At 58.7% G+C, this 21,378-nt stretch carries 23 protein-coding genes and 2 pseudogenes; 11 read left to right on the top strand and 14 right to left on the bottom strand.

Going from position 1 to position 21,378, the window contains the following annotated elements; genetic code table 11:
- The first annotated feature begins 48 nt into the window (after positions 1-48).
- The 4 genes from DFS28_RS22585 to DFS28_RS22570 all read left to right on the top strand — a co-directional run bounded on the left by DFS28_RS22585 (position 49) and on the right by DFS28_RS22570 (position 4,727).
- Entirely contained in the window at positions 49-354 is a 306-nt protein-coding gene (locus DFS28_RS22585; protein WP_111451508.1) for a PepSY domain-containing protein, read from the top strand.
- Between the two features lie 134 nt (positions 355-488).
- Positions 489-1,667 carry a GAF domain-containing sensor histidine kinase gene (locus DFS28_RS22580; protein WP_111451507.1) on the top strand — a complete coding sequence of 393 codons (1,179 nt, stop codon included), beginning with the start codon at positions 489-491 and terminating at the stop codon, positions 1,665-1,667.
- 179 nt (positions 1,668-1,846) lie between these two features.
- Positions 1,847-2,869 carry a transporter gene (locus DFS28_RS22575; RefSeq protein ID WP_111451506.1) on the top strand — a complete coding sequence of 341 codons (1,023 nt, stop codon included), beginning with the start codon at positions 1,847-1,849 and terminating at the stop codon, positions 2,867-2,869.
- A gap of 244 nt (positions 2,870-3,113) precedes the next feature.
- Positions 3,114-4,727, top strand: a complete 1,614-nt coding sequence (locus DFS28_RS22570; protein ID WP_111451505.1) for an inorganic phosphate transporter — start codon at positions 3,114-3,116, stop codon at positions 4,725-4,727.
- Positions 4,728-4,858: 131 nt separating this feature from the next.
- Here DFS28_RS22570 and DFS28_RS22565 read toward each other — a convergent pair whose 3' ends face one another.
- Positions 4,859-5,755 carry a LysR family transcriptional regulator gene (locus DFS28_RS22565; RefSeq protein ID WP_111451504.1) on the bottom strand — a complete coding sequence of 299 codons (897 nt, stop codon included), beginning with the start codon at positions 5,753-5,755 and terminating at the stop codon, positions 4,859-4,861.
- A gap of 121 nt (positions 5,756-5,876) precedes the next feature.
- Here DFS28_RS22565 and DFS28_RS22560 point away from each other — a divergent pair, with 121 nt between their 5' ends.
- A complete protein-coding gene (locus DFS28_RS22560) occupies positions 5,877-6,635 on the top strand; it encodes an SDR family NAD(P)-dependent oxidoreductase (RefSeq protein WP_111451503.1) in 759 nt (252 codons plus the stop codon).
- A gap of 52 nt (positions 6,636-6,687) precedes the next feature.
- Here the strand turns inward: DFS28_RS22560 and DFS28_RS22555 are convergent, their stop codons facing one another.
- Positions 6,688-7,125 carry a multidrug/biocide efflux PACE transporter gene (locus DFS28_RS22555; protein ID WP_111451502.1) on the bottom strand — a complete coding sequence of 146 codons (438 nt, stop codon included), beginning with the start codon at positions 7,123-7,125 and terminating at the stop codon, positions 6,688-6,690.
- A gap of 90 nt (positions 7,126-7,215) precedes the next feature.
- Here DFS28_RS22555 and DFS28_RS22550 point away from each other — a divergent pair, with 90 nt between their 5' ends.
- The gene (locus DFS28_RS22550; protein WP_111451501.1) at positions 7,216-8,070 is read left to right on the top strand and encodes a LysR family transcriptional regulator; all 855 of its coding nucleotides are present in this window, start codon (positions 7,216-7,218) and stop codon (positions 8,068-8,070) included.
- Between the two features lie 93 nt (positions 8,071-8,163).
- Here DFS28_RS22550 and DFS28_RS22545 read toward each other — a convergent pair whose 3' ends face one another.
- The 3 genes from DFS28_RS22545 to DFS28_RS22535 form a co-directional block, all read right to left on the bottom strand.
- A complete protein-coding gene (locus DFS28_RS22545) occupies positions 8,164-9,399 on the bottom strand; it encodes an RNA polymerase sigma factor (protein WP_111451500.1) in 1,236 nt (411 codons plus the stop codon).
- Entirely contained in the window at positions 9,399-9,749 is a 351-nt protein-coding gene (locus DFS28_RS22540) for a YciI family protein (RefSeq protein WP_008151161.1), read from the bottom strand. The genes DFS28_RS22545 and DFS28_RS22540 overlap by 1 nt, the downstream gene beginning before the upstream one ends.
- Positions 9,750-9,829: 80 nt before the next feature.
- Entirely contained in the window at positions 9,830-10,255 is a 426-nt protein-coding gene (locus tag DFS28_RS22535; protein ID WP_008151160.1) for an SgcJ/EcaC family oxidoreductase, read from the bottom strand.
- A 141-nt stretch (positions 10,256-10,396) separates the two neighbouring features.
- On the opposite strand from DFS28_RS22535, the gene DFS28_RS22530 reads away from it, so the two are divergent.
- A complete protein-coding gene (locus DFS28_RS22530) occupies positions 10,397-10,882 on the top strand; it encodes an N-acetyltransferase (RefSeq protein ID WP_111451499.1) in 486 nt (161 codons plus the stop codon).
- Positions 10,883-10,978: 96 nt separating this feature from the next.
- Here DFS28_RS22530 and DFS28_RS22525 read toward each other — a convergent pair whose 3' ends face one another.
- From DFS28_RS22525 to DFS28_RS22505, 5 genes are all read right to left on the bottom strand, one after another.
- Positions 10,979-11,320: a hypothetical protein gene (locus DFS28_RS22525; protein WP_111451498.1), complete on the bottom strand. Its 342-nt coding sequence runs from the start codon at positions 11,318-11,320 to the stop codon at positions 10,979-10,981.
- A complete protein-coding gene (locus DFS28_RS22520) occupies positions 11,313-11,579 on the bottom strand; it encodes a type II toxin-antitoxin system Phd/YefM family antitoxin (protein ID WP_111451497.1) in 267 nt (88 codons plus the stop codon). Before DFS28_RS22520 ends, DFS28_RS22525 begins: the two co-directional genes overlap by 8 nt.
- Before the next feature lie 78 nt (positions 11,580-11,657).
- Positions 11,658-12,167 (bottom strand): GNAT family N-acetyltransferase, encoded by a 510-nt coding sequence (locus DFS28_RS22515; protein WP_111451496.1) that lies wholly within the window; start codon positions 12,165-12,167, stop codon positions 11,658-11,660.
- A gap of 314 nt (positions 12,168-12,481) precedes the next feature.
- The gene (locus tag DFS28_RS22510) at positions 12,482-12,967 is read right to left on the bottom strand and encodes a GyrI-like domain-containing protein (RefSeq protein WP_111451495.1); all 486 of its coding nucleotides are present in this window, start codon (positions 12,965-12,967) and stop codon (positions 12,482-12,484) included.
- A gap of 67 nt (positions 12,968-13,034) precedes the next feature.
- Complete coding sequence (locus DFS28_RS22505; RefSeq protein WP_111451494.1) at positions 13,035-13,697, bottom strand: LysE family translocator; 663 nt, start codon at positions 13,695-13,697, stop codon at positions 13,035-13,037.
- Between the two features lie 139 nt (positions 13,698-13,836).
- On the opposite strand from DFS28_RS22505, the gene alaC reads away from it, so the two are divergent.
- The gene (gene alaC, locus DFS28_RS22500) at positions 13,837-15,048 is read left to right on the top strand and encodes an alanine transaminase (protein ID WP_008151144.1); all 1,212 of its coding nucleotides are present in this window, start codon (positions 13,837-13,839) and stop codon (positions 15,046-15,048) included.
- 125 nt (positions 15,049-15,173) lie between these two features.
- Here alaC and DFS28_RS22495 read toward each other — a convergent pair whose 3' ends face one another.
- Positions 15,174-16,526 carry a GntP family permease gene (locus DFS28_RS22495; protein ID WP_111451493.1) on the bottom strand — a complete coding sequence of 451 codons (1,353 nt, stop codon included), beginning with the start codon at positions 16,524-16,526 and terminating at the stop codon, positions 15,174-15,176.
- 82 nt (positions 16,527-16,608) lie between these two features.
- Positions 16,609-17,142: a gluconokinase gene (locus DFS28_RS22490; protein ID WP_111451492.1), complete on the bottom strand. Its 534-nt coding sequence runs from the start codon at positions 17,140-17,142 to the stop codon at positions 16,609-16,611.
- Between the two features lie 213 nt (positions 17,143-17,355).
- Here DFS28_RS22490 and DFS28_RS22485 point away from each other — a divergent pair, with 213 nt between their 5' ends.
- The 3 genes from DFS28_RS22485 to DFS28_RS22475 all read left to right on the top strand — a co-directional run bounded on the left by DFS28_RS22485 (position 17,356) and on the right by DFS28_RS22475 (position 19,794).
- Complete coding sequence (locus DFS28_RS22485; RefSeq protein ID WP_111451491.1) at positions 17,356-18,387, top strand: LacI family DNA-binding transcriptional regulator; 1,032 nt, start codon at positions 17,356-17,358, stop codon at positions 18,385-18,387.
- A gap of 174 nt (positions 18,388-18,561) precedes the next feature.
- On the top strand, positions 18,562-19,194 hold the full coding sequence (locus DFS28_RS22480; RefSeq protein ID WP_046056179.1) for a glutathione S-transferase family protein: 633 nt from the start codon (positions 18,562-18,564) through the stop codon (positions 19,192-19,194).
- 183 nt (positions 19,195-19,377) lie between these two features.
- A complete protein-coding gene (locus DFS28_RS22475) occupies positions 19,378-19,794 on the top strand; it encodes a hypothetical protein (protein WP_111451490.1) in 417 nt (138 codons plus the stop codon).
- 87 nt (positions 19,795-19,881) lie between these two features.
- Here the strand turns inward: DFS28_RS22475 and DFS28_RS31260 are convergent.
- Positions 19,882-20,313, bottom strand: a pseudogene (locus DFS28_RS31260) (methyl-accepting chemotaxis protein); the annotation flags it as partial.
- A gap of 111 nt (positions 20,314-20,424) precedes the next feature.
- Positions 20,425-21,096 (bottom strand): annotated as a pseudogene (locus DFS28_RS31255) (PAS domain-containing protein); the annotation flags it as partial.
- Positions 21,097-21,378: the final 282 nt, after the last annotated feature.

Genomic DNA, 21,378 nt, shown 5'->3' with positions numbered 1-21,378 from the left:
CTGGATAACCTGATCCCACTTAAACGGATCACCCAAGGAAAGAACTTCATGAAAATCCTGACTGCCCTGTTCACTGCCGCGGCCCTGACGCTCACCGCTGGCCTGGCCCAGGCTGATGTGCGCGTCGACCAGATCCCTGAGCTGGTCAAAAGCGGCAAGATCAAGCCATTGGAAGTAATGAACGAGACTGCTCTGAAACTGCATCCAGGCTCGACCATCACCGACACGGATCTGGACAACCATTTCAATAACTATGAATACGAAGTGGAACTGAAAACCGCTGACGGCAAAGAATTTGACGTCGATTTCGATGCCACCACCGGCAAAGTACTGAGCAACAAACAAGACACCTGATGCACAAGCACCAAGCCGCACGATCTTCGGATCGCGCGGCTTTTTTGCACGTCAAATTCAGGCAATCAAGTCGCGCCAACACGGCGTCAGCCCGCTAGAATCCCAACACACTTTTCATGCAGGGATAGTTTGAAATGGGGCAAGCAGCGGCAGCAGACATCGCCACGATCGGTCGGATCAGGGCGGTGCCGGCGATTCTTCAAGTGGTCCGTGAACTGACGGGCCTGCGCTTCGTCGCCGTGGCCCGGGTCACCGAAGACTCGTGGACGGCGTGTGCGGTGCTCGACCAACTGAATTTCGGCATGCAGGTCGGCGGTGAGCTGGATCTTGCCACGACCCTGTGCCATGAAATTCGCCAGGCACATCATTCGGTGGTCATCGACAAGGCCAGTGAAGACCCGCTTTACCGCGATCACCACACCCCTCGCCTCTATCAGTTCGAAAGCTACATCGCCGTGCCGATTTTCCGCACCGACGGACGCTTTTTCGGCACCATCTGCGCCCTTGACCCCAACCCTGCGCCGCTCAAATCCAGCACGATCCAGAGCACCATGGAATCCTTCGCCCGAATGCTGGCGTTGCAGATCGAAGCCGAAGAAAACCTGCAAAAGACCGAAGCCGCGCTGAAGCAGGAACGGGAAACCGCCGAACTGCGCGAACAGTTCATCGCCGTGCTCGGGCATGATCTGCGCAACCCTTTGTTCGCCATCAGCGCCAGCGCCGAAATGCTCCTGCGCAAACTACCCGATGCGGCAAATCTGCAGCGGGCCCGGAACATCCTCACCAGCGCCCGTCGTGCGACCAAACTGGTCGATGACGTTCTGGATTTCGCTCGCGGCGCTTTGGGCCGTGGCATTCCCGTGAACATCGAGCCGTGCCCGGATCTCGCGGATGCCTTGCGGCATGTGATTTCAGAGGTTCAGAGCATCCATCCCGACCGCACCATTGCATCGTCCATCGGCGACCTGCGCGGCGTTCATTGCGATCGCGAGCGGGTCGCGCAGTTACTCTCCAATCTGGTGGCGAACGCAGTTGCTCATGGCGATCCCGACGGCCCGATCGACATCAGCGCGCAAATCAATAAAGGACAGTTCGTGCTGAGCGTGAAAAATCAGGGGCTGATTGCCGAGGATGCGCTGCCCCATCTGTTCCGGCCTTACTCGCGACCGGCCAGCGGAACACCGCGGACCGGCCTCGGGTTGGGGTTGTACATTGCCAGTCAGATTGCGCAGTCCCATGGCGGAAAACTGGACGTGGTCTCGACCGCGCAACAGGGCACGACGTTTACGTTCAGTCTTCCAACACGGAGTTAAGCGCTCGTACTGACCAAGGAACCGGAAGTATTGCCCCCCTCATCCTGCAACGCCTGCAACGCCTGCAACAACGCCGCCGTCGCGGACAACCGTCACAAAACCGTCAAAACTCCTTGCGATGATGCGGCTCAAGTGAACCTGTGAAACCCGCGACAGGCGCCTCCTCACAGTGAGACCCCATGAACCACAGCATCGACCAAAGTCATCGCGACACGGACCTGTTCGGTCTGCTGTACGGTTTCAGTTTTCGCCCCGGCGAGCGCGGCCTTGAGCTCGATTCGGCCAAGGCGTTGCAGTGCCTGCAACAACCCGGCGACAACGACGAATTTCTCTGGCTGCACCTGAACCTGGCCCACGCCGCATGCGAGCGCTGGATGAAAAGCCATCTGGAATTGCCCGACGAATTTTTCGAAGCGCTGCATGAAGGTTCGCGTTCGACGCGCATCGAGCATGTGGATTCAGCGTTGCTGGCGGTGGTCAACGACGTGGTGTTCAATCTCAGCAGCATGGTTTCTTCAGATGTTTCGACGCTGTGGGTCTGCGCCCGCAGTCGGCTGATCGTCAGCGCACGCCTGCAACCGCTGCACTCGGTGGACAAGCTGCGCTCGTCGGTGAAGGCCGGTGAGTGCTTTCGCTCGCCGCTGGAATTGCTGGTGCATCTGCTGCGCGATCAGGGTGAAGTGCTGACCCAGATCGTGCGCAAGACCAGCCTCAGTGTCGATCAGATCGAAGATGAGTTGCTGTCCTCGCGGCTGTCGACCAACCGGGCTGAGCTGGGCGCCAACCGACGGGTGCTGGTGCGCCTGCAACGCTTGTTGGCGCTGGAACCGGGCTCGTTGCTGCGTCTGCTCAACCGCCCGCCACAGTGGTTGCAAAAGGAAGACGTCAAGGAGCTGCGCAAGTCCACCGAGGAGTTCGCGCTGATCATCAACGACCTCACGGCGCTGGGCGAACGGATCAAGCTGTTGCAGGAAGAAATCGCCGCCAACCTCAACGAGCAGAGCAACCGCACGCTGTTCACCCTGACCGTGGTCACGGTGCTGGCATTGCCGATCAACATCATCGCCGGGTTCTTCGGCATGAACGTCGGTGGGGTGCCGCTTTCCGGCGACCCGGAAGGGTTCTGGATTCTGGTGGCGTTGGTCGCGACGTTTACCGTGATCGCCGGGCGATGGGCGTTTCGTAAGCGCCAGGATTATTGAGTACGACTTACATCCCTTCGCGAGCAAGCCCGCTCCCACACTAGATCGCTGCCGGGCACAAAATCTGCGTACACGTGTGGGAGCGGGCTTGCTCGCGAAGACGGCAGCACAGTCACCACCCAGTCCGAAACTGATCAGATCAACGGATACACAAATAGCCCCAAACACTGATCCAACGCAGCCTCTTTGTAACACTCAGCAACGATCATGGGCGACATTCCTTCTCTTCTCAGGATTGTCCGTCATGGCGACTCCTTCCTTCACCGCCGCCCAGGCGCCCGCCAGTAGCGCCAAACCGCAACTCGATAAAAAACCCGGCCTGCTGACCATCGTGATTTTCTTCGCGGTGCTGGGCAGCGGGCTGTTGTTCACCGCCTACAGCCTGATGCACGACATGAACGAACTCGGCACCGTGGTGACCACCTGGACGCCGTTTCTGCTGTTGGGCGTGGCGCTGCTGATTGCCCTCGGCTTTGAATTCGTCAACGGTTTCCACGACACCGCCAACGCTGTGGCCTCGGTGATTTACACCAACTCCTTGCCGCCTAATTTCGCGGTGGCCTGGTCCGGGTTCTTCAACTTCCTCGGGGTGCTGCTGTCCAGCGGCGCGGTGGCGTTCGGCATCATCGCCCTGCTGCCGGTGGAGCTGATTCTGCAAGTCGGTTCCTCCGCCGGTTTCGCGATGATCTTCGCCCTGTTGATCGCCGCGATCCTGTGGAACCTCGGCACCTGGTGGCTAGGCTTGCCGGCGTCTTCATCGCACACGCTGATCGGCTCGATCATCGGGGTCGGCGTGGCCAATGCCCTGATGCACGGTCGCGACGGCACCAGCGGTGTGGACTGGGCGCAGGCAACCAAAGTCGGTTATGCACTGTTGCTGTCGCCGCTGATCGGCTTCGCGTTTGCCGCGCTGTTGCTGTTGGCCTTGCGGGCTTTCGTGAAGAATCGTGCGCTGTATAAAGCACCGAAGGGCGACACTCCGCCACCGTGGTGGATTCGCGGCATGTTGATCCTGACGTGCACCGGCGTGTCCTTCGCCCACGGTTCCAACGATGGCCAGAAAGGCATGGGCCTGATCATGCTGATTCTGGTCGGCACGCTGCCGATGGCTTACGCGCTGAACCGCACCATGCCAGCGGACCAGGCGCTGCAGTTTGCCGCTGTGGCCGAAGTCACCCAGCAAGCGCTGGTCAAAAGTACGCCGCTGCCAGCGCCTGCCGATCCTCGCGCGGTGCTGTCCGACTACATGCGCAGCAAGGAAGCCTCACCACAACTGATCCCCGCTCTCGCCGCGTTAACCGGCACTATCGGGAACGAAGTGAAAGGCTACGGCTCGCTCGCAAAGGTCCCGGCCGAGGCCATGGGCAACGTGCGTAACGACATGTACCTGACCAGCGAAACCATTCGCCTGATGGACAAAAACCAGGTCGGCAACTTCGACGCCGACACCAACGACAAGCTGCAACTGTTCAAGCAGCAGATCGACAACGCCACGCGGTTCATTCCCCTGTGGGTGAAAATCGCGGTGGCCATCGCTCTGGGGCTGGGCACCATGGTCGGCTGGAAACGTATCGTGGTGACGGTTGGCGAGAAGATCGGCAAGACCCACCTGACGTATGCGCAAGGCGCCTCGGCGGAAACCGTCGCGATGCTGACCATCGGCGCAGCGGACATGTTCGGCCTGCCGGTGTCGACCACTCACGTGCTGTCTTCGGGGGTGGCCGGGACCATGGTCGCCAACGGCGGCGGCTTGCAGATGAAGACCATCCGCAACCTGTTGATGGCCTGGGTGCTGACCTTGCCGGCGGCGATTCTGTTGTCGGGCAGTTTGTATTGGCTGTTCACCCAACTCTTCTGATACGCAGCAGTACCTGTGGGAGCGGGCTTGCTCGCGAAAGCGGTCTGTCAGGCAACATTAACGCCGACTGACACGACGCCTTCGCGAGCAAGCCCGCTCCCACATGGGTTTGATGCTGGTTTCAAAATGAGTCAGGTAGCGGACTGGATGACGTGTCCCAACCAATCCATGAACGCCCTGACCCGCAACGGCAAATGCCGTTGCCGGGCGTAGAGCAGCGAAACCTCCATGGATGGCGCATTGAATTGCGGCAGCACCACCACCAGCTCGCCGCTGAGCAGGTGCGGCTGCATGCCCGTCAGCGGCGCCTGGATCAAACCAAAACCGCCCAGGCACGCCGACTCGTAACAATCGGTGCTGTTGACCGTGACGCTGCCCGCCATCGGCACTCGATGCAACGTGCCCTCTTGCTCGTACACAAAGCCCTCCGACCGCGAACCCAATACGCCGACGTAATGGACCAGCCGATGCTGCGTCAAGTCTTCGAGCCGTTCAGGCACGCCATAACGCCGCAGATAATCGGGGCTGGCGCAGTTGACCATGGTGAAATCGCAGAGGTGACGCGCGACCACCGATTGATCCGGTTGCGCGCCGACTCGCACCACGCAATCAAACCCTTCGCTGAGCACATCGACCCGGCGGTCGGTGCTGCTGATCTCCAGCTCGAGATTGGGGTGCTGAGCCATGAACTCGGGCAGACGCGGCATCACCACCCGACGGGCCAGAATGTTCGGCATGTCGATGCGAATCCGCCCAACGAGCGACGCTTCGTCCTGACGGAACAGCCCTTCGATTTCGTCCATGTGCGACAGCAAATCCTTGCTGCGCTCGTACAACACCAGGCCGTCCTGAGTCGCCTGAACCTTGCGCGTGGTGCGTTGCAGTAAGCGCGTGCCGACCAATATTTCGAGGGCCTGGACGTGCTCGGACACGGTGGACCTGGGCAAACCCAGGCTTTCACCGGCGAGGGTAAAACTCGACATCTCGGTGACGCGAACGAAGGTACGCAGCAGTTCCAGCTTGTTCATGGGCCGACCTGTATTGTTCGGATTAACCGACCAGTGATTCCGATTTAAGCCTGTTTATCACTTCAGGACGGATAAATAAACTTCCTCCACGTCATCACCTACTGCTCCTTGAGGAAGTCCCATGAACCGTAAAATCGCACTGATCACTGGCGCCAGCCGCGGCCTCGGCAAAAACGCAGCCCTGCATCTGGCAGCCCAAGGCATCGACGTCATCGGCACCTACAACAGCCGCGCCGAAGAGGCACAAACACTGGTCACAGAAATCGAAAGCCTCGGCGGTCGCGCCGTCATGCTGCAACTGGACGTTGGTCAGAGTGAAGGCTTCGCAGATTTCACCACCCAGGTCGCCGAGGTGTTGCGCAGCCGTTTTGATCGCGAGCACTTCGACTTTCTGCTCAACAACGCCGGCATCGGCCTGCATGCAAACTTCGTTGACACCACCGTCGCCCAGTTCGATTTACTGATGAACATCCATTTGAAGGGGCCGTTCTTTCTCACCCAGAACCTGCTGCCGCTGATGGCTGACGGTGGTCGTATCCTCAACGTTTCCAGCGGTCTGACCCGCTTCAGCTTGCCGGGTTACGGCGCTTACGCGGCGATGAAAGGCGCGATGGAAGTGCTGACGCGTTATCAGGCCAAGGAACTCGGTGCGCGCGGCATTTGCGTGAACACCCTGGCGCCCGGGGCGATCGAAACCGATTTCGGCGGCGGCACGGTGCGTGATAACAGCGACGTGAACAGCTATGTCGCCAGCAATACCGCGTTGGGGCGCGTCGGTCAGCCGGATGACATCGGTGCTGCGATTGCGCTGTTGCTGGCGCCGGGCAGTCAGTGGATCAACGGGCAACGCGTGGAAGCGTCGGGTGGGATGTTTTTGTAAGTAACCCCGTCAAAGATCAAAAGATCGCAACCTCCGGCTGCGATCTTTGCTTTTAAGCTTCGCAAGACTGACGCATGACAAACCGCTCGCGCACCACGTCATAGACCCAGTGGTAGACGTAGGTGTACGGCAGGAAAAACAGCAGCACGCCGATATCCAGCAGGAACGCTTGCCATAGGCTGACGTTCAGCCACCAGGCAATCAACGGCACGCCCACCGCGACCAGTCCACCTTCGAACAACAGCGCATGGACAACACGTACCCACGCGTTGCGCACGAGGTTGTAGTGTTTGAGCGCACGGTCGAACAATCCGTTGAAGACCACGTTCCAGGCCAGGGCAAGTGCCGCGATAGCCATGGTCACGACACCCATGTCGAGCATCGGTTTGTCCATGATCCACGCCAGCAGCGGCGTACAGATCAGGATGGCCAGCAATTCGAAACCAATGGCCTGGAAAATACGTTCAGTGATGGATTTGTTGGCGCTCATGGCCAGACTCCTCTGAGTGACTGTGGTTGCCATGATCCTGCTTCACACCGATACTTCATAACCAATAACCATCGATCAAGGCGATAGTTCATGGCCTCTCAAGAAGTGTTGCAGGCCTTCGTTCAGGCCGCGACTCAAGGCTCGTTTTCCGCCGCGGCGCGCAAACTGGGCCGCAGTCAGTCGACCATCAGCGCCGCCGTGGCCAGCCTTGAAATCGACTTGAACCTGACGCTGTTCGACCGCAGCAGCCGCAAACCGAGCCTGACCCCGGCCGGGCACGTGATGCTGCAACGGGCCGAGGACATTCTGGCCGCCACCAGCCGACTGGAAATGACCGCCAGCCAACTGTCCCAAGGGGTCGAGCCGAAGCTGACCGTGGCGATTTCCGATACGTATCAGTCCGACCGATTCGAAGCGGCGCTCAGCGCCTTCGAGCAGCGTTATCCGGACCTGGAACTTGAATGCCTGATCGCCGAGTGCGACGACCTGGTGGCCTTGGTGCAACGGGGTCGGGCGCAGGTGGCCTTCGCCGAAAAACAAGACAGTTACCCGCCGGACCTGGTCAGTTCGACCGTGGAAGAACGGACCGAGATTGCCTTGTTCGTGTCCCGCAAGCATCCGTTGGCGGCGCTGAGCCACATTGATCAGGACGTGTTGCGACAACACCGGGAGCTGCGTCTGGCGACGATCGTCAATCCGTATGAAAGCCGTTCGAAGGGGCGCGTCTGGTCGGCGCCGAGTTACCTGATGCTGCTGGAAATGGCTCAGGGCGGATTCGGTTGGGCGCCGTTGCCCCGGTGGCTGGTGGAGCGATTTGGGCCCGGGACGTTGCTGGAACTGGACGTGCGCGGCTGGCCGAAACCGGTGTTCGTCGATGCACTGTGGTCGCGGCTGCATCCGCCAGGGCCGGCGGGGAGCTGGTTGCTTGGCAAGATGTTGGAATAGCGGTGCTGCCATTCGCGAGCAAGCCCGCTCCCACAGGATTTGCGCTAAACCTGTGGGAGCGGGCTTGCTCGCGAAGAGGCCCGCAAGATCACATCACTTCAGCTCCCGCAACCGAGCCTCGATAAACCGCCGTTCCGGCACTTGCTGCGTCAACTCCAACGCCCGCTCATAAGCCGCCCGCGCCTCATCAACCCTTCCCAACTGCCGACAAAACTCCGCCCGCGCCGCGTGTGCCAAGTGGTAATCCAGCAAATCACCCCGCGCCAGAATCCCTTCGATCAACGTCAGCCCCGCCAACGGCCCATCCCGTTTGGAGATCGCCGCCGCACGGTTCAATTCGATCACTGGCGAAGGCGCTGCCCGCAACAGCACGTCATACAGACCCACAATCTCCAGCCAGTCCGTTTCCGCTGCCGTGGGCGCTTCGGCATGCGACGCCGCAATCGCCGCTTGCAGGCAGTAAGGCCCGAAGCGCCGGGTTGTCAGTGCACGCTCCACCAGTGCGCAACCTTCAGCAATCATCCCGGCGTTCCACAACGAACGGTCCTGCTCATCCAGCACGATCAATTCCCCGCTCGCCGACGTCCGGGCCGGGCGTCGGGACTCGTGCAACAGCATCAGCGCCAGCAGCCCCATCACTTCGGGTTCGGGCAGTAGTTCCATCAACAAACGAGCGAGCCGAATCGCCTCGCGGGTCAAATCCTCACGGGTCAGTTCCGCGCCCATGGACGCGGAATAGCCTTCGTTGAACACCAGGTAAATCACCCGCAGCACACTGTCCAGGCGCTCGGGCAATTCCGCCAGGGTCGGCACTTGATACGGAATTTTTGCGTCACGGATTTTCGCCTTGGCGCGCACGATGCGCTGGGCGATGGTCGCTGGCGCCGACAGAAAAGCCCGGGCGATTTCTTCCGTGGTCAGGTCGCAGACTTCGCGCAGCGTCAACGGCACCTGGGCGTCCGCCGCGAGTGCCGGGTGACAACAGGTGAAGATCAGGCGCAAGCGATCGTCTTCCACGTCTTCGTCACTCCAGTCGGCCTGCTCCAGCGCCTCCAGTTGAGCGATCAGCATCGGTTGCGACGCGATGAAGCGTGCGCGCCGACGCAACACATCAATGGCCTTGAAACGCCCGGTGGACACGAGCCAGGTACGCGGATTGTCCGGCACACCGTCACGCTGCCAGCGCTCGACCGCGACGAAAAACGCCTCGTGCAAGGCTTCTTCGGCAAGATCGAAATCGCCGAGCAAACGGATCAGGGTCGCCAGAATCCGCCGTGAGTCTTCGCGGTAAACCTGCTCGACCCGCGCCCGTACCGACTCGGCCGACATCAGGCGCCGGGGTTCAACTGACGAACGGGACGCACCTCGACACAGCCAACCCGGGCCGCCGGAATGTTGCCGGCGACCTGGATGGCTTCATTGAGGTCCTTGGCATCGATCAGGTAGAAGCCGGCCAACTGCTCCTTGGTTTCAGCGAACGGGCCGTCGGTGATCGACATCTTCCCGTTGCGCATCCGCACCGTGGTCGCGGTCTGCACCGATTCCAGCGCCTCGGCGGCGACCATTCGGCCGCTGCCCTGGATCGCCTCGGCGTAAGCCATGCATTCAGCGTCATTCGGGCTTTCGGGCAGCGAGTGCAACTCGTGCTCGTTGCTGTAGACCAGGCATAAATACTTCATGGGGCTCTCCTGAATCGAACGGATCAACTATGGATGCAGATTGACGCTTTCGCGACATTCCCGACGAATCAGCAGGGCGCTCAGGGTTCCAGGTTGAACAGCACCGTGCCGCTCATCATGTCGAACGGGGCCGACCAGTGTTCGTGGACGATGCGCCATTGCCCATCGTCGCGCCGATAGCAGGCGGTCACGCGCATCCAGCAGGCTTGGGTTTCGCCCTTCTCGTTGGTGCCGCCGCAATGGGCCAGCCAATGGGCGAAGGCGATGTGCTCGTCCGCCACGATGTTCATATGGTCGAAGTCGAACTTGTGCGCGCCCTGGCACATTTCCATGCATTCCTGCCAATGCGCGCGGTAGGCGGCCTTGCCCCGAAACTGCAGGGCCTTGACCGCGTCGTAGGAGACGATGTCCTCGGCATACAGGGGCATGAGTTTCTCGACATCCTTGGCGATGACCGCCTGACGATAGGTGTCGATCAGGGTCTGGATTTCGTGGGTAGCGTTCATGGTGGTTCTCCGTGGTTTTTGTTGTGAAGACACCCTTAGTCGTCTGGCGAAAAGCCAAATCGACAGTCCAAATAAAAATAATCCATGGACGCAAACTCGTTAGAATCCGAAACACATTTATGTTGGAAAAAGGACACTCCAGTGACAGCCCGACTCGTGCCTTACGACAGTCTGAACGCGCTCCAGCGCCAGCAGGTCGAGGCCATTGAAGTTCACAAAGAACAAATCAGGTTCTCCGGCGACATTCACGGTGCGTTGCACACCCTGCTGTCCAAACCCGGTCCCGGCGTCAAAGGATTCGCGCTACTGGTCGAAGATGTTCCCGTGGCCTTTCTGCTGCTCAAGCGCCCGCCCGTATTGCCGGCGTGGGCCAATGAACACAGCGCCACCCTTCACGCACTGCAAGTCGATCATCGGGCTCAGGGCAAAGGCTATGGCAAGGCCTGTCTGCAAGCCCTGCCCGACGTGGCGCGCCAGGCATTTCCGGAAATAAAAGGGCTGGAGTTGTCGGTGGATGCGGATAACGCATCGGCCATCGCGCTTTACGCAAAATTCGGCTGGGTCGACAGCGGCGAAGCCTACAGGGGCCGGATCGGTTACGAACGGCGCATGGGCCTGTTTTTCTGAGGTGGTTATGCTCAACAGCATTGAAGAACGGGATGCTCTTGAACGAACACGAAAAAGGGTTGCCTTGCGGCAACCCTTTTGAGATTTGACTAGCGGTTAAAGGAGAAGACAGTAGTCGAGCAACTGCTTCTCGATACTTTGACGCTGACCGATAACCAAAGCGACCACTACAAGGTTTTCGCTCGGGAACACCTCATACAAAACCCGCTGTCCCATGGGTAAGTACTCACGAAAATGAGTGACCCCAAGCGATGCTGCTTCCTGACAAACACCGTAAACATGGGCCTGATTGCTCAGAGCCGTAACGATCTGCATCACCAGTTGATCAACCTGCTCTGCGGCTTTTTTTTGACCGCATTGCTGCGTGAGATAGTACTCCAGCGAAATAACGCCATGCTCCGCAGCGGTCGCAAACTCTACCCTGAAGGCCTCAGGCATCGTTATCGTCTTGCTGCGATTGTCGCCGCTGCGCCAGTCTGGCCAGCAAAGTGTCGCCGGAAATCAGCTTACCCTGCTCTTTGTCGCGAGAAGAAAACGAAAGAAGTTTGATCAGCGCGATGGCCTCATCTCGCCGCTTACGCTCCTCGTAGGATTCGATCACATAAGCCGGAACGCCATTCTGAGTGACGAGCATCGGCTCGGAAAGATCCAGCGCTGCCGCATTCTTTTTAACAAAACTGATAGTTTCAACTCGCATCATTCATTCCTCTGCTCACCACCCGAACAGGATGGCCAATGCAACAAGGTCTGAATTTAGGCCATTAAAAAACTTATCTCAAGAACTCATTTGCTCCTTTCCCAACGCCAACACCATTTCATGCCACGCCATCCCGCCATGGTCAGACGCTGAAGGCTTGATGTAGGCAAAGCCAAACCCGGCATACAGCGGAATGTGCCGCTCCTTGCACATCAGATGGATGTGGGTCTTGCCTAGCGCGCGCATCCGCTCGATGAATTCGCCCATCAACCGCTTCGCCAGTCCCTGCCCCTGATAATCCGGGTGCACCACCACCGACATGATGACTACGTGCGGGCCAGCCGGGTCGTGGCCGATCAGTTCCTTGAACGCCTCGTCCGACATCTCGACTTGAAACGCCGCACCGGAATTGATGAAACCGGCTACAACGCCGTCGACTTCAGCCACGATGAAACCTTCGGGCCAGGTGGCAATGCGCGTGGCGATTTTTTCGCGGGTGGCGGCTTCGTCGCCTTCGTAGGCAACGGTTTCGATGGCGTAGCAGCGGTCCAGATCAGCAGGTGTGACGTGGCGGATGACGGTGTTCATGGCAGCTCGAAATCAGCGAGAGGAAGGCTGGGGATCATAAATTAATAAGGTGTTCATATCGATCACCGCAGGCGCCGTAAAGCCTGCGTATAGGCGCTGTCATTGCTTGTCAGTGCGGATTATTGATGTGTCCTGTCTCTGGCCATCAATAAGGGGAACACACCATGAGCAGCGTTCAGATCGGACTTCTTATGTTGTTGGGCATCAGCTCGTTTGGCTTTATCACGTTGACGATTGACCTGTTGCGAGCGCGACGGATGAAGCAAGGCAAGTAACGAGATGGAGGCGGACGCCGAGTCCGCCTCCTGCGGCAATCAAGGCTTGAGCGGCAGCCAGATTTCCAGCACGCCGGTGTTGAGCTTCGGGTTGAAGTCTTCGCTGTAGCGTTCGAACTCCGGTGCGTCCGCCGCCTGATAACCGGACTGCGGCAGCCAGGTTTTCCAGATGTACTGGAAGGTCTGGGGCAACTGATCGAGAGGGCCTTTGTGTTCGAACACCGCATAGTGCTGAGGCTGGACCTCGACCCAACGGTATTTATCCGGCAAGTCGTCGAGCTTGCTGATTTCAACGCCGGCAATGTATTCGAAGCCACCCTTGCCATCCGGATTGCAACAGATGCCGTAAGTCACTTCGTTTTTTTGACCAGGGATTTTGCCAATCTCGGGGATGAATTTCTCCCAGAGTTCGGGGATTTTCTTGGAGGTTTCCTGGGTAAATCGGCCGCCAAGCCCGGCAATGAGCAGGAAGTGCCCGTGCTCGAAGCGTGGCGTGGCCGTTTCGACGCCTGTTTGCTCATCCATGGCTCAACTCCTGGAACAAAAAAGTGGGTTCGGCTGGGAGTATAGAAGCCAAACCGAATTCGCCCAATTACAGTGCATTCAACGGTTCGACAGCACCTGCACCAACGAACTCGTTATACCCCGATAGGATCACGTAGACCGCGAAATAGCAGAAGATCGCTGCCGATGCCATATAGGAATAACGCAGCAATTTGTCGCCCAGCAACTTGCCGCCGTGACTCGCGGCGAAACACAAAGCCACGCACCAGAGCACCCCGGCGCACAGAAACCCGCCGAGAAACAGCGCCGAGCTGAGGGCGCCACCGCCGCCGGAGCGAGCGATCAATGTGCCGCCCACCGCCGCGAACCAGAGAATGGCGCTGGGCGACGACATGGCGAGGAAGATCCCGCGGAAAAACTCGCGCCGATGGGAGTTCTGTCCCACGTCTTCGGCCTGCGCCAGTACCGCCTCATGGTGAATCGCCGAATAGATCATCTTCGCCGCGAAGTACAACAACAGCGCCGAACCGCCGATCCACAGCACCCAGCGCACGCTTTCGTATTGCAGCAAAACGGTCATCCCGGCCAAGGCCAGCACGGCGTAGATCAGGTCGCCGACGCACGTCCCCAAACCCAGCGCGAAGCCTTGAAAATAGCCACGCTGCATCGCCAGCGTGATCATCGCAATGTTGGCCACGCCGATGTCCAGGCACAGCGAAAGGCTCAGCAAGAAGCCACTGGTAAATTCCATCAACCGATTTCCTTCGGACAAATTTGTTTACATAGTCGCTGGACAGTTTGCCACATCACCCCTTACATTCCGCCACAGGTCACCGCAGTGACCAGCGTCGCTCGGACGGTTCCGGGCGCTCACGTTATCCGAGGCAACAATGGCTAACCCAGGTTCGCCGCGCCGCTTTGCGCGCATAGATCGACTCCCCCCTTACGTATTCAACATCACTGCCGAGCTGAAGATGGCCGCCCGTCGTCGTGGCGAAGACATCATCGACTTCAGCATGGGCAACCCTGATGGCCCTACTCCGCCGCACATCGTCGAAAAACTGGTGACTGTCGCCCAGCGCGAAGACACCCACGGTTATTCGACGTCCAAGGGCATTCCGCGTCTGCGCCGGGCGATATCAAATTGGTACAAGGATCGCTACGAGGTCGACATCGACCCGGAAAGCGAAGCCATCGTCACCATTGGTTCCAAGGAAGGCCTGGCGCACTTGATGCTGGCCACCCTCGACCAGGGCGATACCGTTCTGGTGCCGAACCCGAGCTACCCGATTCACATCTACGGCGCGGTGATTGCCGGCGCGCAGGTGCGTTCGGTGCCGTTGATTCCGGGCGTGGACTTCTTCGCCGAACTGGAAAGCGCCATTCGCGGCTCGATCCCGAAACCAAAAATGATGATCCTCGGCTTCCCGTCGAATCCCACCGCCCAGTGCGTGGAGCTGGATTTCTTCGAGCGGGTGATCGCCCTCGCCAAGCAGTACGACGTTTTGGTGGTGCACGACCTGGCTTACGCCGACATCGTTTACGACGGCTGGAAAGCCCCGTCGATCATGCAAGTGCCAGGCGCCAAGGACATCGCGGTGGAGTTTTTCACCCTGTCCAAGAGCTACAACATGGCGGGTTGGCGCATCGGTTTCATGGTCGGCAACGCCGAACTGGTCAACGCCCTGGCGCGGATCAAGAGTTATCACGACTACGGCACGTTTACCCCGCTGCAAGTCGCGGCGATTGCGGCGCTGGAAGGTGATCAGCAGTGCGTCAAAGACATCGCCGAGCAGTATCGGCAGCGTCGCAACGTGCTGGTCAAAGGCCTGCATGAACTGGGCTGGATGGTCGAGAATCCGAAAGCGTCGATGTACGTCTGGGCAAAGATTCCCGAGGCGTATGCGCATTTGGGCTCGCTGGAGTTCGCCAAGAAACTGCTGGCCGAGGCCAAGGTTTGCGTCTCGCCGGGCGTAGGGTTTGGTGAGTATGGCGATGATCATGTGCGCTTCGCGCTGATCGAAAACCAGGACCGGATACGTCAGGCCATTCGCGGAATTCGCGGGATGTTCCGGGCGGATGGGTTGATTAGTAAATCTTGATGCCCTGCACATAACACTGTGGGAGCGAGCCTGCTCGCGATGACTGACTAACATTCAACCTCTTTGTTGAATGTTAAGCCCTCATCGCGAGCAGGCTCGCTCCCACATTTGGTTTTGCGGTGTGTTTAGACGAACAACGACAACAGCAGGATGAAGCCCAGGCCCACCACGGACAGGATGGTTTCCATCGCGGTCCAGGTCTTGAAGGTTTCCGCCACGGTCATGTTGAAGTACTGCTTCACCAGCCAGAAACCCGCGTCATTCACGTGCGACAGGATCAACGAACCGGCACCGGTCGCCAGTACCAGCAGCTCACGGTTCACACCCGGAATCATTCCCACCACCGGCACCACGATGCCCGCGCCGGTAATGGTCGCCACGGTTGCCGAACCGGTGGCGATACGGATCACCGCGGCTACCAGCCAGGCCAGCAGGATCGGCGAGATCTGCGCGTTCACCGCCATGTGGCCGATTACATCACCCACGCCGCTGGTCACCAGCATCTGCTTGAAGCCACCACCGGCACCGATGATCAGAATGATCGCGGCGGTCGGCGCAAGGCTTGCGTCGAGCAACTTGAGGATCTTGCTCGAGCCCATGCCCTGACGGTGGCCGAAGGTGTACAGCGACAGCAGCAACGCCAGCAGCAGCGCCGAGATCGGGTGACCGATCAGGTCCATGAAGGTGCGGAAGAAATTGCCGTCCGGCAGCACTACATCAGCAAAGGTCTTGAGCAACATCAGGAACACCGGCAGCAGCACGGTGATCAGGGTGATGCTGAAGCTCGGCAGCTCAGCTGCCTCTGGCTCGCGCGCCAGTTGATCGACCAGTTCCTGGTTAGGATGACCCGGAATGTACTTGGAAATGAATGTGCCGTAGATCGGGCCGGCGATGATGGCCGTTGGCAGCGCAACGATCAGGCCGTAGAGGATGGTTTTACCAATGTCGGCACCGAACACGCCGATGGCCAGCAACGGACCCGGGTGCGGCGGAACCAGACCGTGCACGGCGGACAGACCGGCCAGCAGCGGGATACCGATCTTGATGATCGACACGCCGGTACGCCGGGCCACGATGAACACCAGCGGGATCAGCAGTACGAAACCGATTTCGAAGAACAGCGGAATGCCGACCAGGAAGGCCGCGAACATCATCGCCCACTGCACCTTGTCCTTGCCGAACGCGCGAATCAGGGTCTGGGCAATCTGATCCGCCCCGCCCGACTCGGCCATCATTTTGCCGAGCATCGTGCCCAGCGCAAGGATGATCCCGACGAAACCGAGCACCCCACCGAAGCCGTCCTGGAACGCCTTGATGATGGTGCCGATCGGCATGCCGGAGGTCAGCCCGAGAAAGGCGGCGGCGATGATCAGGGCAATGAACGGATGAAGCTTGAACTTGGTGATCAGGACGATAAGCCCGATCACCGTGACCACTGCATCGAGCAGCAGGAACGTCTCGTGGGACATGCCAAACATTAGGGGTGTCTCCTGGTTGTTGTTGTTATTAAAGCGGGTAATTCGCAAGCCAACAGGACAGCGCTATCTCTTCTGGCAAAACTCATACGGCGTGTTTCAGGCCATGAGCCTGCCACCAGTCATGAGCTTGCTTCGCCAATTGCTCGACGCTGTGGTTCGACGCGTCCAGAGCCAGGGTCAGGGGCTCACCAACGGGCGATTCAAGGGTGGCGAACTGGCTGTCGATCAACGTCGACGGCATGAAATGGCCCGGCCGATGGGAGACACGATCGGCGGCCACTTCAGGGGTCAGTTCAAGGAACACAAAGCCCAGGCCCGGCAAGGCGCTGCGCAGACGTTCGCGGTAACTGTGTTTGAGGGCCGAGCAGGTCAGCACCGGGCGTTCGCCCTTGGCGTCTATGCGGCGCAATTCATCGCACAAGCTGTCGAGCCAGCCGGCACGGTCTTCGTCGTTCAGGGGGATTCCCGCGCTCATCTTTTCGATATTGGCGGCAGGGTGGAAAGTGTCGCCTTCAATGGCGGTCGCGCCGCTGAGTTGGCACAAGGCCTCGCTGACGCAGGTCTTGCCGCAACCGGCAACGCCCATGATGACCAGGGCGGTGATGGGATGATTCATGTAACACCTCAGCGCGCAGACAGCGCTACCTTTGCCAGTTATGACACCAGAAAAAGCAGAAGTTGCCGACGCCTTCTTGTCATTTTTGTGGGTTGCAGCATGTTCGTTCCCAACGCCAAAAAACGGGGATCAGGCAAACCCCGCTCACGCATTTGCAGCTGCATCGAGACAGCGCTACCTTAGTGCCTCGAATTTTGTTTGGCAAGCCGTCCGATGATCTCCCCTAAAAACGATAAAAATACGCGCACCACTGGCCGCCCCACTTTGAACGAAGTCGCACGCCTGGCCGGTGTCAGCCCGATCACCGCCTCTCGCGCCCTGCGCGGGGTCAGCACGGTGGCCACCGAACTGGTGGAAAAAGTGCAGAAAGCCGCCCTCGACCTGAACTACGTGGTCAACCCCGCCGCCCGCGCGTTAGCCTCGGCCCAGAGCCATTCCGTCGTGGTTTTGGTGCCGTCACTGTCCAACCTGCTGTTCATCGACACGCTGGAAGCCATTCATCAGGTTTTGCGACCAAAGGGCTTCGAAGTACTGATCGGGAACTTCCATTACTCACGTGATGAAGAAGAAAACCTGCTGCGCAACTACATGGCGTATCAGCCTCGCGGTTTGTTGCTGACCGGTTTCGACCGCACTGAAAGTTCGCGCCGGATGATCGAGGCCAGCAACATTCCATGCGTGTACATGATGGAACTGGACAGCGCAGCCGGGCTCAATTGCGTGGGCTTTTCGCAACTCGCGGCTGGCGAGACAGCGGCCGGGCATTTGCTGTCACGGGGTCGTAAGCGTCTGGCCTACATTGGCGCGCAACTGGATCAACGCACGTTGCTGCGTGGCGAAGGTTTCCGCAAAGCCCTGCAAAAGGCCGGTTTGTATGACCCGGACCTGGAAGTCCTGACACCTCGCTCTTCCTCCGTCGGCCTTGGTGGCGAACTGTTCCTGCAACTGCTCGTCACTCATCCCGATGTCGACGCGATCTTCTTCGGTAACGACGACCTGGCCCAGGGCGCACTGCTCGAAGCCATGCGCTGCGGGATCAAGATCCCCGAACAAGTGGCGATCCTCGGCTTCAACGACCTGCCGGCCTCGGCCCACATGGTCCCGCGCCTGAGCAGCATCAGCACCCCGCGAGAAGCCATCGGCCGCCGCGCGGCGGAGCAGATGTTGACGTTGATGGCTGGCAACACCGTGGCCAAACCGGTGCAGGACATGGGGTTTGAGTTGAAGGTGCGCGAGAGTACCTGACGCTGTGATCGCTCCCACGCAGAGCGTCAGAACGGCGCATCGCCCATGCCGTGGGTTTTCAACTAACCTTGATAGTGTTCCAACTTCGCCAACTTCGGCGCTGTCGGATCCGGTTTGAAAACGCTGAATACCTGTTAGATTCCTGAAGCGTCGAATCGCTAACGGAGTAGCTCAATGGAACATGCACTGAAGATTCTGGGCAAAGCCTCGTCCATCAACGTCAGAAAAGTCCTGTGGACCTGTGAGGAACTGGGTGTTGCCTACGAACGTGAAGACTGGGGCGGCGGTTATGCGTCGACCCACACGCCGGAGTTTCTGAGGCTCAATCCCAACGCACTGGTGCCCGTGATCATCGATGAGGCAGGCGTGCTGTGGGAGTCCAACACCATCTGCCGCTATCTGGCCGGCAAACACCACAACACCGATCTGCTACCCCACGATCCGGCGGCCCGCGCTCGGGTTGAACAGTGGATGGATTGGCAAGCGACTGAACTCAATGCCTCCTGGAGCTATGCGTTCACGGCGCTGGTACGCAAAGATCCGGAGTTCCAGGACCCGCATCACATTGCCGCCGGTGTACACGGCTGGAATCAGAAAATGGGCATCCTCGAGCATCAGCTCGCGGCCACCAAAGCGTATGTCGCCGGGCCGCACTTCACGCTGGCGGACATCGTCATCGGGCTGTCGATCAACCGCTGGCTGATGACACCGATGGAGCGCCCCGACTACCCGGCTATCGACGAGTATTTCCAACGGTTGGCACAACGCCCGGGATTCCTGAAACATGGCTGCAATGGCCTGCCTTGAGCGGCCCGCGTTTTCTCGGCTGCAGTTTTCAACAGTATGACCGTTGGTCCAATTCTTCTTCCGCAAAGAACCTGACTGTCACTTCTGTCAGTAGACAGCATTATCCGAGTGGAAAATCATGTGTCTCCTCCGCGTCGATAGTTCACCGCGGCTCTGTTTGTAAAGTGGCAAAGGAGATGACCCATGAGTAATAAAAAAGCCGTCGGGCTGTTCAGTGCAACAATCAGGGAACATGGCGGCGAAGAGCTAATCCTTCCAGCCAAGCAAATCGTTTTCAGCGTTAAAGAATATGAACTCATAGTTGGCGGGTTCGCCCGAGATGACTTCCCTGTAGGCTGGGGAGTCCAGTTAGGTATATATGATGGCGAAATCAAACCTGGCTCATATCCGTTCGACAACGGTAGAAGAGTCGGAGGTTTTTACAACCCTCGAGACCCTGATAGTTCCTGGATCGGGCAAGAACAGTCGGGAAATATCACCTTGATCGAAGTGGACCTTGAAAAAAAATTTGTGAGGGGCACGTATCAATTCATCGCTGTAAGCAGTCATGACCCGCAGAAAAGTGCGGAGATAGAAGGCAGTTTCTCACTCACCGAATAGGTCAGGCGCCACTTGTAAAACATGAACGTTTCGAGTGATAAGAATTGCCCCTTTAAAGTATTAAGGGGCAATTCGTTCAGGCCGACGCTAACTGATCTGCAACGTCGAGTTGAACTGACTGATCGCATCCACCACATGCCGCGATCCTTGCTGAATCTCCATAATCACCGCTCCCGCCTCGTTCGCCAGTTCCACCCCAAGCCCGGTTCGACTCAAACTGGACTGCATGCTCGACACCGCACTCAATGACAAATCGTGGTTCTTGCGCACCACTTCAACGATCTCCACCGTTGCCTGACTCGTTCGTGCCGCCAGGCTGCGAACTTCATCGGCGACGACCGCGAACCCGCGCCCGTGCTCCCCGGCCCGGGCCGCTTCGATCGCGGCGTTGAGCGCCAGCAGGTTGGTCTGATCGGCAATGCCACGAATGGTCTGAACGATGGTACCGATGATGTCGGACTGTTTACTCACGGCATCAATACTCAGCGCCGCTTCGTTCAAGTCTTTGGAAATGTCCTGGATGGTCTGCACCGTTTGCTGCACCACCTGCGACCCCTTCTGCGCACAAGCATCGTTTTGAACCGAGGTGCTGTGGGCCGACTCCGCGGCCGTTTGCAGGGTGGTCACCTGAGCGGTGATGTCGCTGGCGAACTTGACCACTTTGTACAACCGGCCCTTGGTGTCGAACAGCGGGTTGTAGGAAGCTTCCAGGAAAACCGTATGACCGTGCTTGTCTTTGCGCTCGAAACGGTGCGAGTGATATTCGCCGCGATTGAGCGAGGCCCAAAACGCTTTGTAGGCCTGGGATTCGGCTTCGGCACGATGACAAAACAGGCTGTGATGTTGGCCCACCACTTCGCTGAGCGAGTAATGCATCGTCTTCAAGAAGTTGTCGTTAGCGGTGATGACCTTGCCATCCGGGGTGAATTCAATCACCGCCATGGAGCGACCGATCGCCGCGAGCATGCTCTCGTTTTCGTGCTCCTTGTAGGTCCTGGCTGTGATGTCAGTGGCGACTTTGATCACACTGCGAACCTGACGATCAGCGCCGAACACCGGCATATAGCTGGCTTCAAGCCAGATCTCCTTGCCGTTCCTGTCCAAGCGTAAAAAGGTCCCGCTCACCGGCTCGCCACGGGCCAAGTCACGCCACAACTTGGCGTAGGCTTCGCTGCGATAGAACGCTTCTTCGCAAAAGATCCGGTGATGCTTGCCGCGCACTTCTTCGGCGCTGTAACCCATGACACTGCAAAAGTTGTCGTTGGCATCGAGCACGATGCCTTCGGGGGTGAACTCAATCATTGCCATCGAGCGACTGACCGCGGCCAACTTCGCGTTAGCCTCGGCCAGCGCGCAACTGAATCGTTCGATTTCCAGCAAGTCAGATTTGTGATGTCGGTTAAACATAGATCACCTTCAGCGCGGTCTTTTGTTTGATGAAAGTTCTTTGGTCTTTCAACAGCTCCACCACTACATTCCAAGGAACAGGCACACGCATCCCTCCACAGGAAGGACTGGGTCAGGTGATCAATGATGTTTAATCGGAGAGTCCATGCAGCAACGCTCTTATCAAGACATCCTTCT

The sequence above is a fragment of the Pseudomonas sp. 478 genome (assembly GCF_003254125.1).
Classification (GTDB): domain Bacteria; phylum Pseudomonadota; class Gammaproteobacteria; order Pseudomonadales; family Pseudomonadaceae; genus Aquipseudomonas.
This window is presented reverse-complemented; position numbering and strand designations above follow the sequence as displayed.

What these genes read in the sequence shown, in the direction of transcription:
- DFS28_RS22585 (WP_111451508.1), top strand. Translation starts at nt 49, where the DNA reads ATGAAAATCCTGACTGCCCTGTTCACTGCCGCGGCCCTGACGCTCACC.
- DFS28_RS22580 (WP_111451507.1), top strand. Translation starts at nt 489, where the DNA reads ATGGGGCAAGCAGCGGCAGCAGACATCGCCACGATCGGTCGGATCAGG.
- DFS28_RS22575 (WP_111451506.1), top strand. Translation starts at nt 1,847, where the DNA reads ATGAACCACAGCATCGACCAAAGTCATCGCGACACGGACCTGTTCGGT.
- DFS28_RS22570 (WP_111451505.1), top strand. Translation starts at nt 3,114, where the DNA reads ATGGCGACTCCTTCCTTCACCGCCGCCCAGGCGCCCGCCAGTAGCGCC.
- DFS28_RS22565 (WP_111451504.1), bottom strand. Translation starts at nt 5,755, where the DNA reads ATGAACAAGCTGGAACTGCTGCGTACCTTCGTTCGCGTCACCGAGATG.
- DFS28_RS22560 (WP_111451503.1), top strand. Translation starts at nt 5,877, where the DNA reads ATGAACCGTAAAATCGCACTGATCACTGGCGCCAGCCGCGGCCTCGGC.
- DFS28_RS22555 (WP_111451502.1), bottom strand. Translation starts at nt 7,125, where the DNA reads ATGAGCGCCAACAAATCCATCACTGAACGTATTTTCCAGGCCATTGGT.
- DFS28_RS22550 (WP_111451501.1), top strand. Translation starts at nt 7,216, where the DNA reads ATGGCCTCTCAAGAAGTGTTGCAGGCCTTCGTTCAGGCCGCGACTCAA.
- DFS28_RS22545 (WP_111451500.1), bottom strand. Translation starts at nt 9,399, where the DNA reads ATGTCGGCCGAGTCGGTACGGGCGCGGGTCGAGCAGGTTTACCGCGAA.
- DFS28_RS22540 (WP_008151161.1), bottom strand. Translation starts at nt 9,749, where the DNA reads ATGAAGTATTTATGCCTGGTCTACAGCAACGAGCACGAGTTGCACTCG.
- DFS28_RS22535 (WP_008151160.1), bottom strand. Translation starts at nt 10,255, where the DNA reads ATGAACGCTACCCACGAAATCCAGACCCTGATCGACACCTATCGTCAG.
- DFS28_RS22525 (WP_111451498.1), bottom strand. Translation starts at nt 11,320, where the DNA reads ATGCCTGAGGCCTTCAGGGTAGAGTTTGCGACCGCTGCGGAGCATGGC.
- DFS28_RS22520 (WP_111451497.1), bottom strand. Translation starts at nt 11,579, where the DNA reads ATGCGAGTTGAAACTATCAGTTTTGTTAAAAAGAATGCGGCAGCGCTG.
- DFS28_RS22515 (WP_111451496.1), bottom strand. Translation starts at nt 12,167, where the DNA reads ATGAACACCGTCATCCGCCACGTCACACCTGCTGATCTGGACCGCTGC.
- DFS28_RS22510 (WP_111451495.1), bottom strand. Translation starts at nt 12,967, where the DNA reads ATGGATGAGCAAACAGGCGTCGAAACGGCCACGCCACGCTTCGAGCAC.
- DFS28_RS22505 (WP_111451494.1), bottom strand. Translation starts at nt 13,697, where the DNA reads ATGGAATTTACCAGTGGCTTCTTGCTGAGCCTTTCGCTGTGCCTGGAC.
- alaC (WP_008151144.1), top strand. Translation starts at nt 13,837, where the DNA reads ATGGCTAACCCAGGTTCGCCGCGCCGCTTTGCGCGCATAGATCGACTC.
- DFS28_RS22495 (WP_111451493.1), bottom strand. Translation starts at nt 16,526, where the DNA reads ATGTTTGGCATGTCCCACGAGACGTTCCTGCTGCTCGATGCAGTGGTC.
- DFS28_RS22490 (WP_111451492.1), bottom strand. Translation starts at nt 17,142, where the DNA reads ATGAATCATCCCATCACCGCCCTGGTCATCATGGGCGTTGCCGGTTGC.
- DFS28_RS22485 (WP_111451491.1), top strand. Translation starts at nt 17,356, where the DNA reads ATGATCTCCCCTAAAAACGATAAAAATACGCGCACCACTGGCCGCCCC.
- DFS28_RS22480 (WP_046056179.1), top strand. Translation starts at nt 18,562, where the DNA reads ATGGAACATGCACTGAAGATTCTGGGCAAAGCCTCGTCCATCAACGTC.
- DFS28_RS22475 (WP_111451490.1), top strand. Translation starts at nt 19,378, where the DNA reads ATGAGTAATAAAAAAGCCGTCGGGCTGTTCAGTGCAACAATCAGGGAA.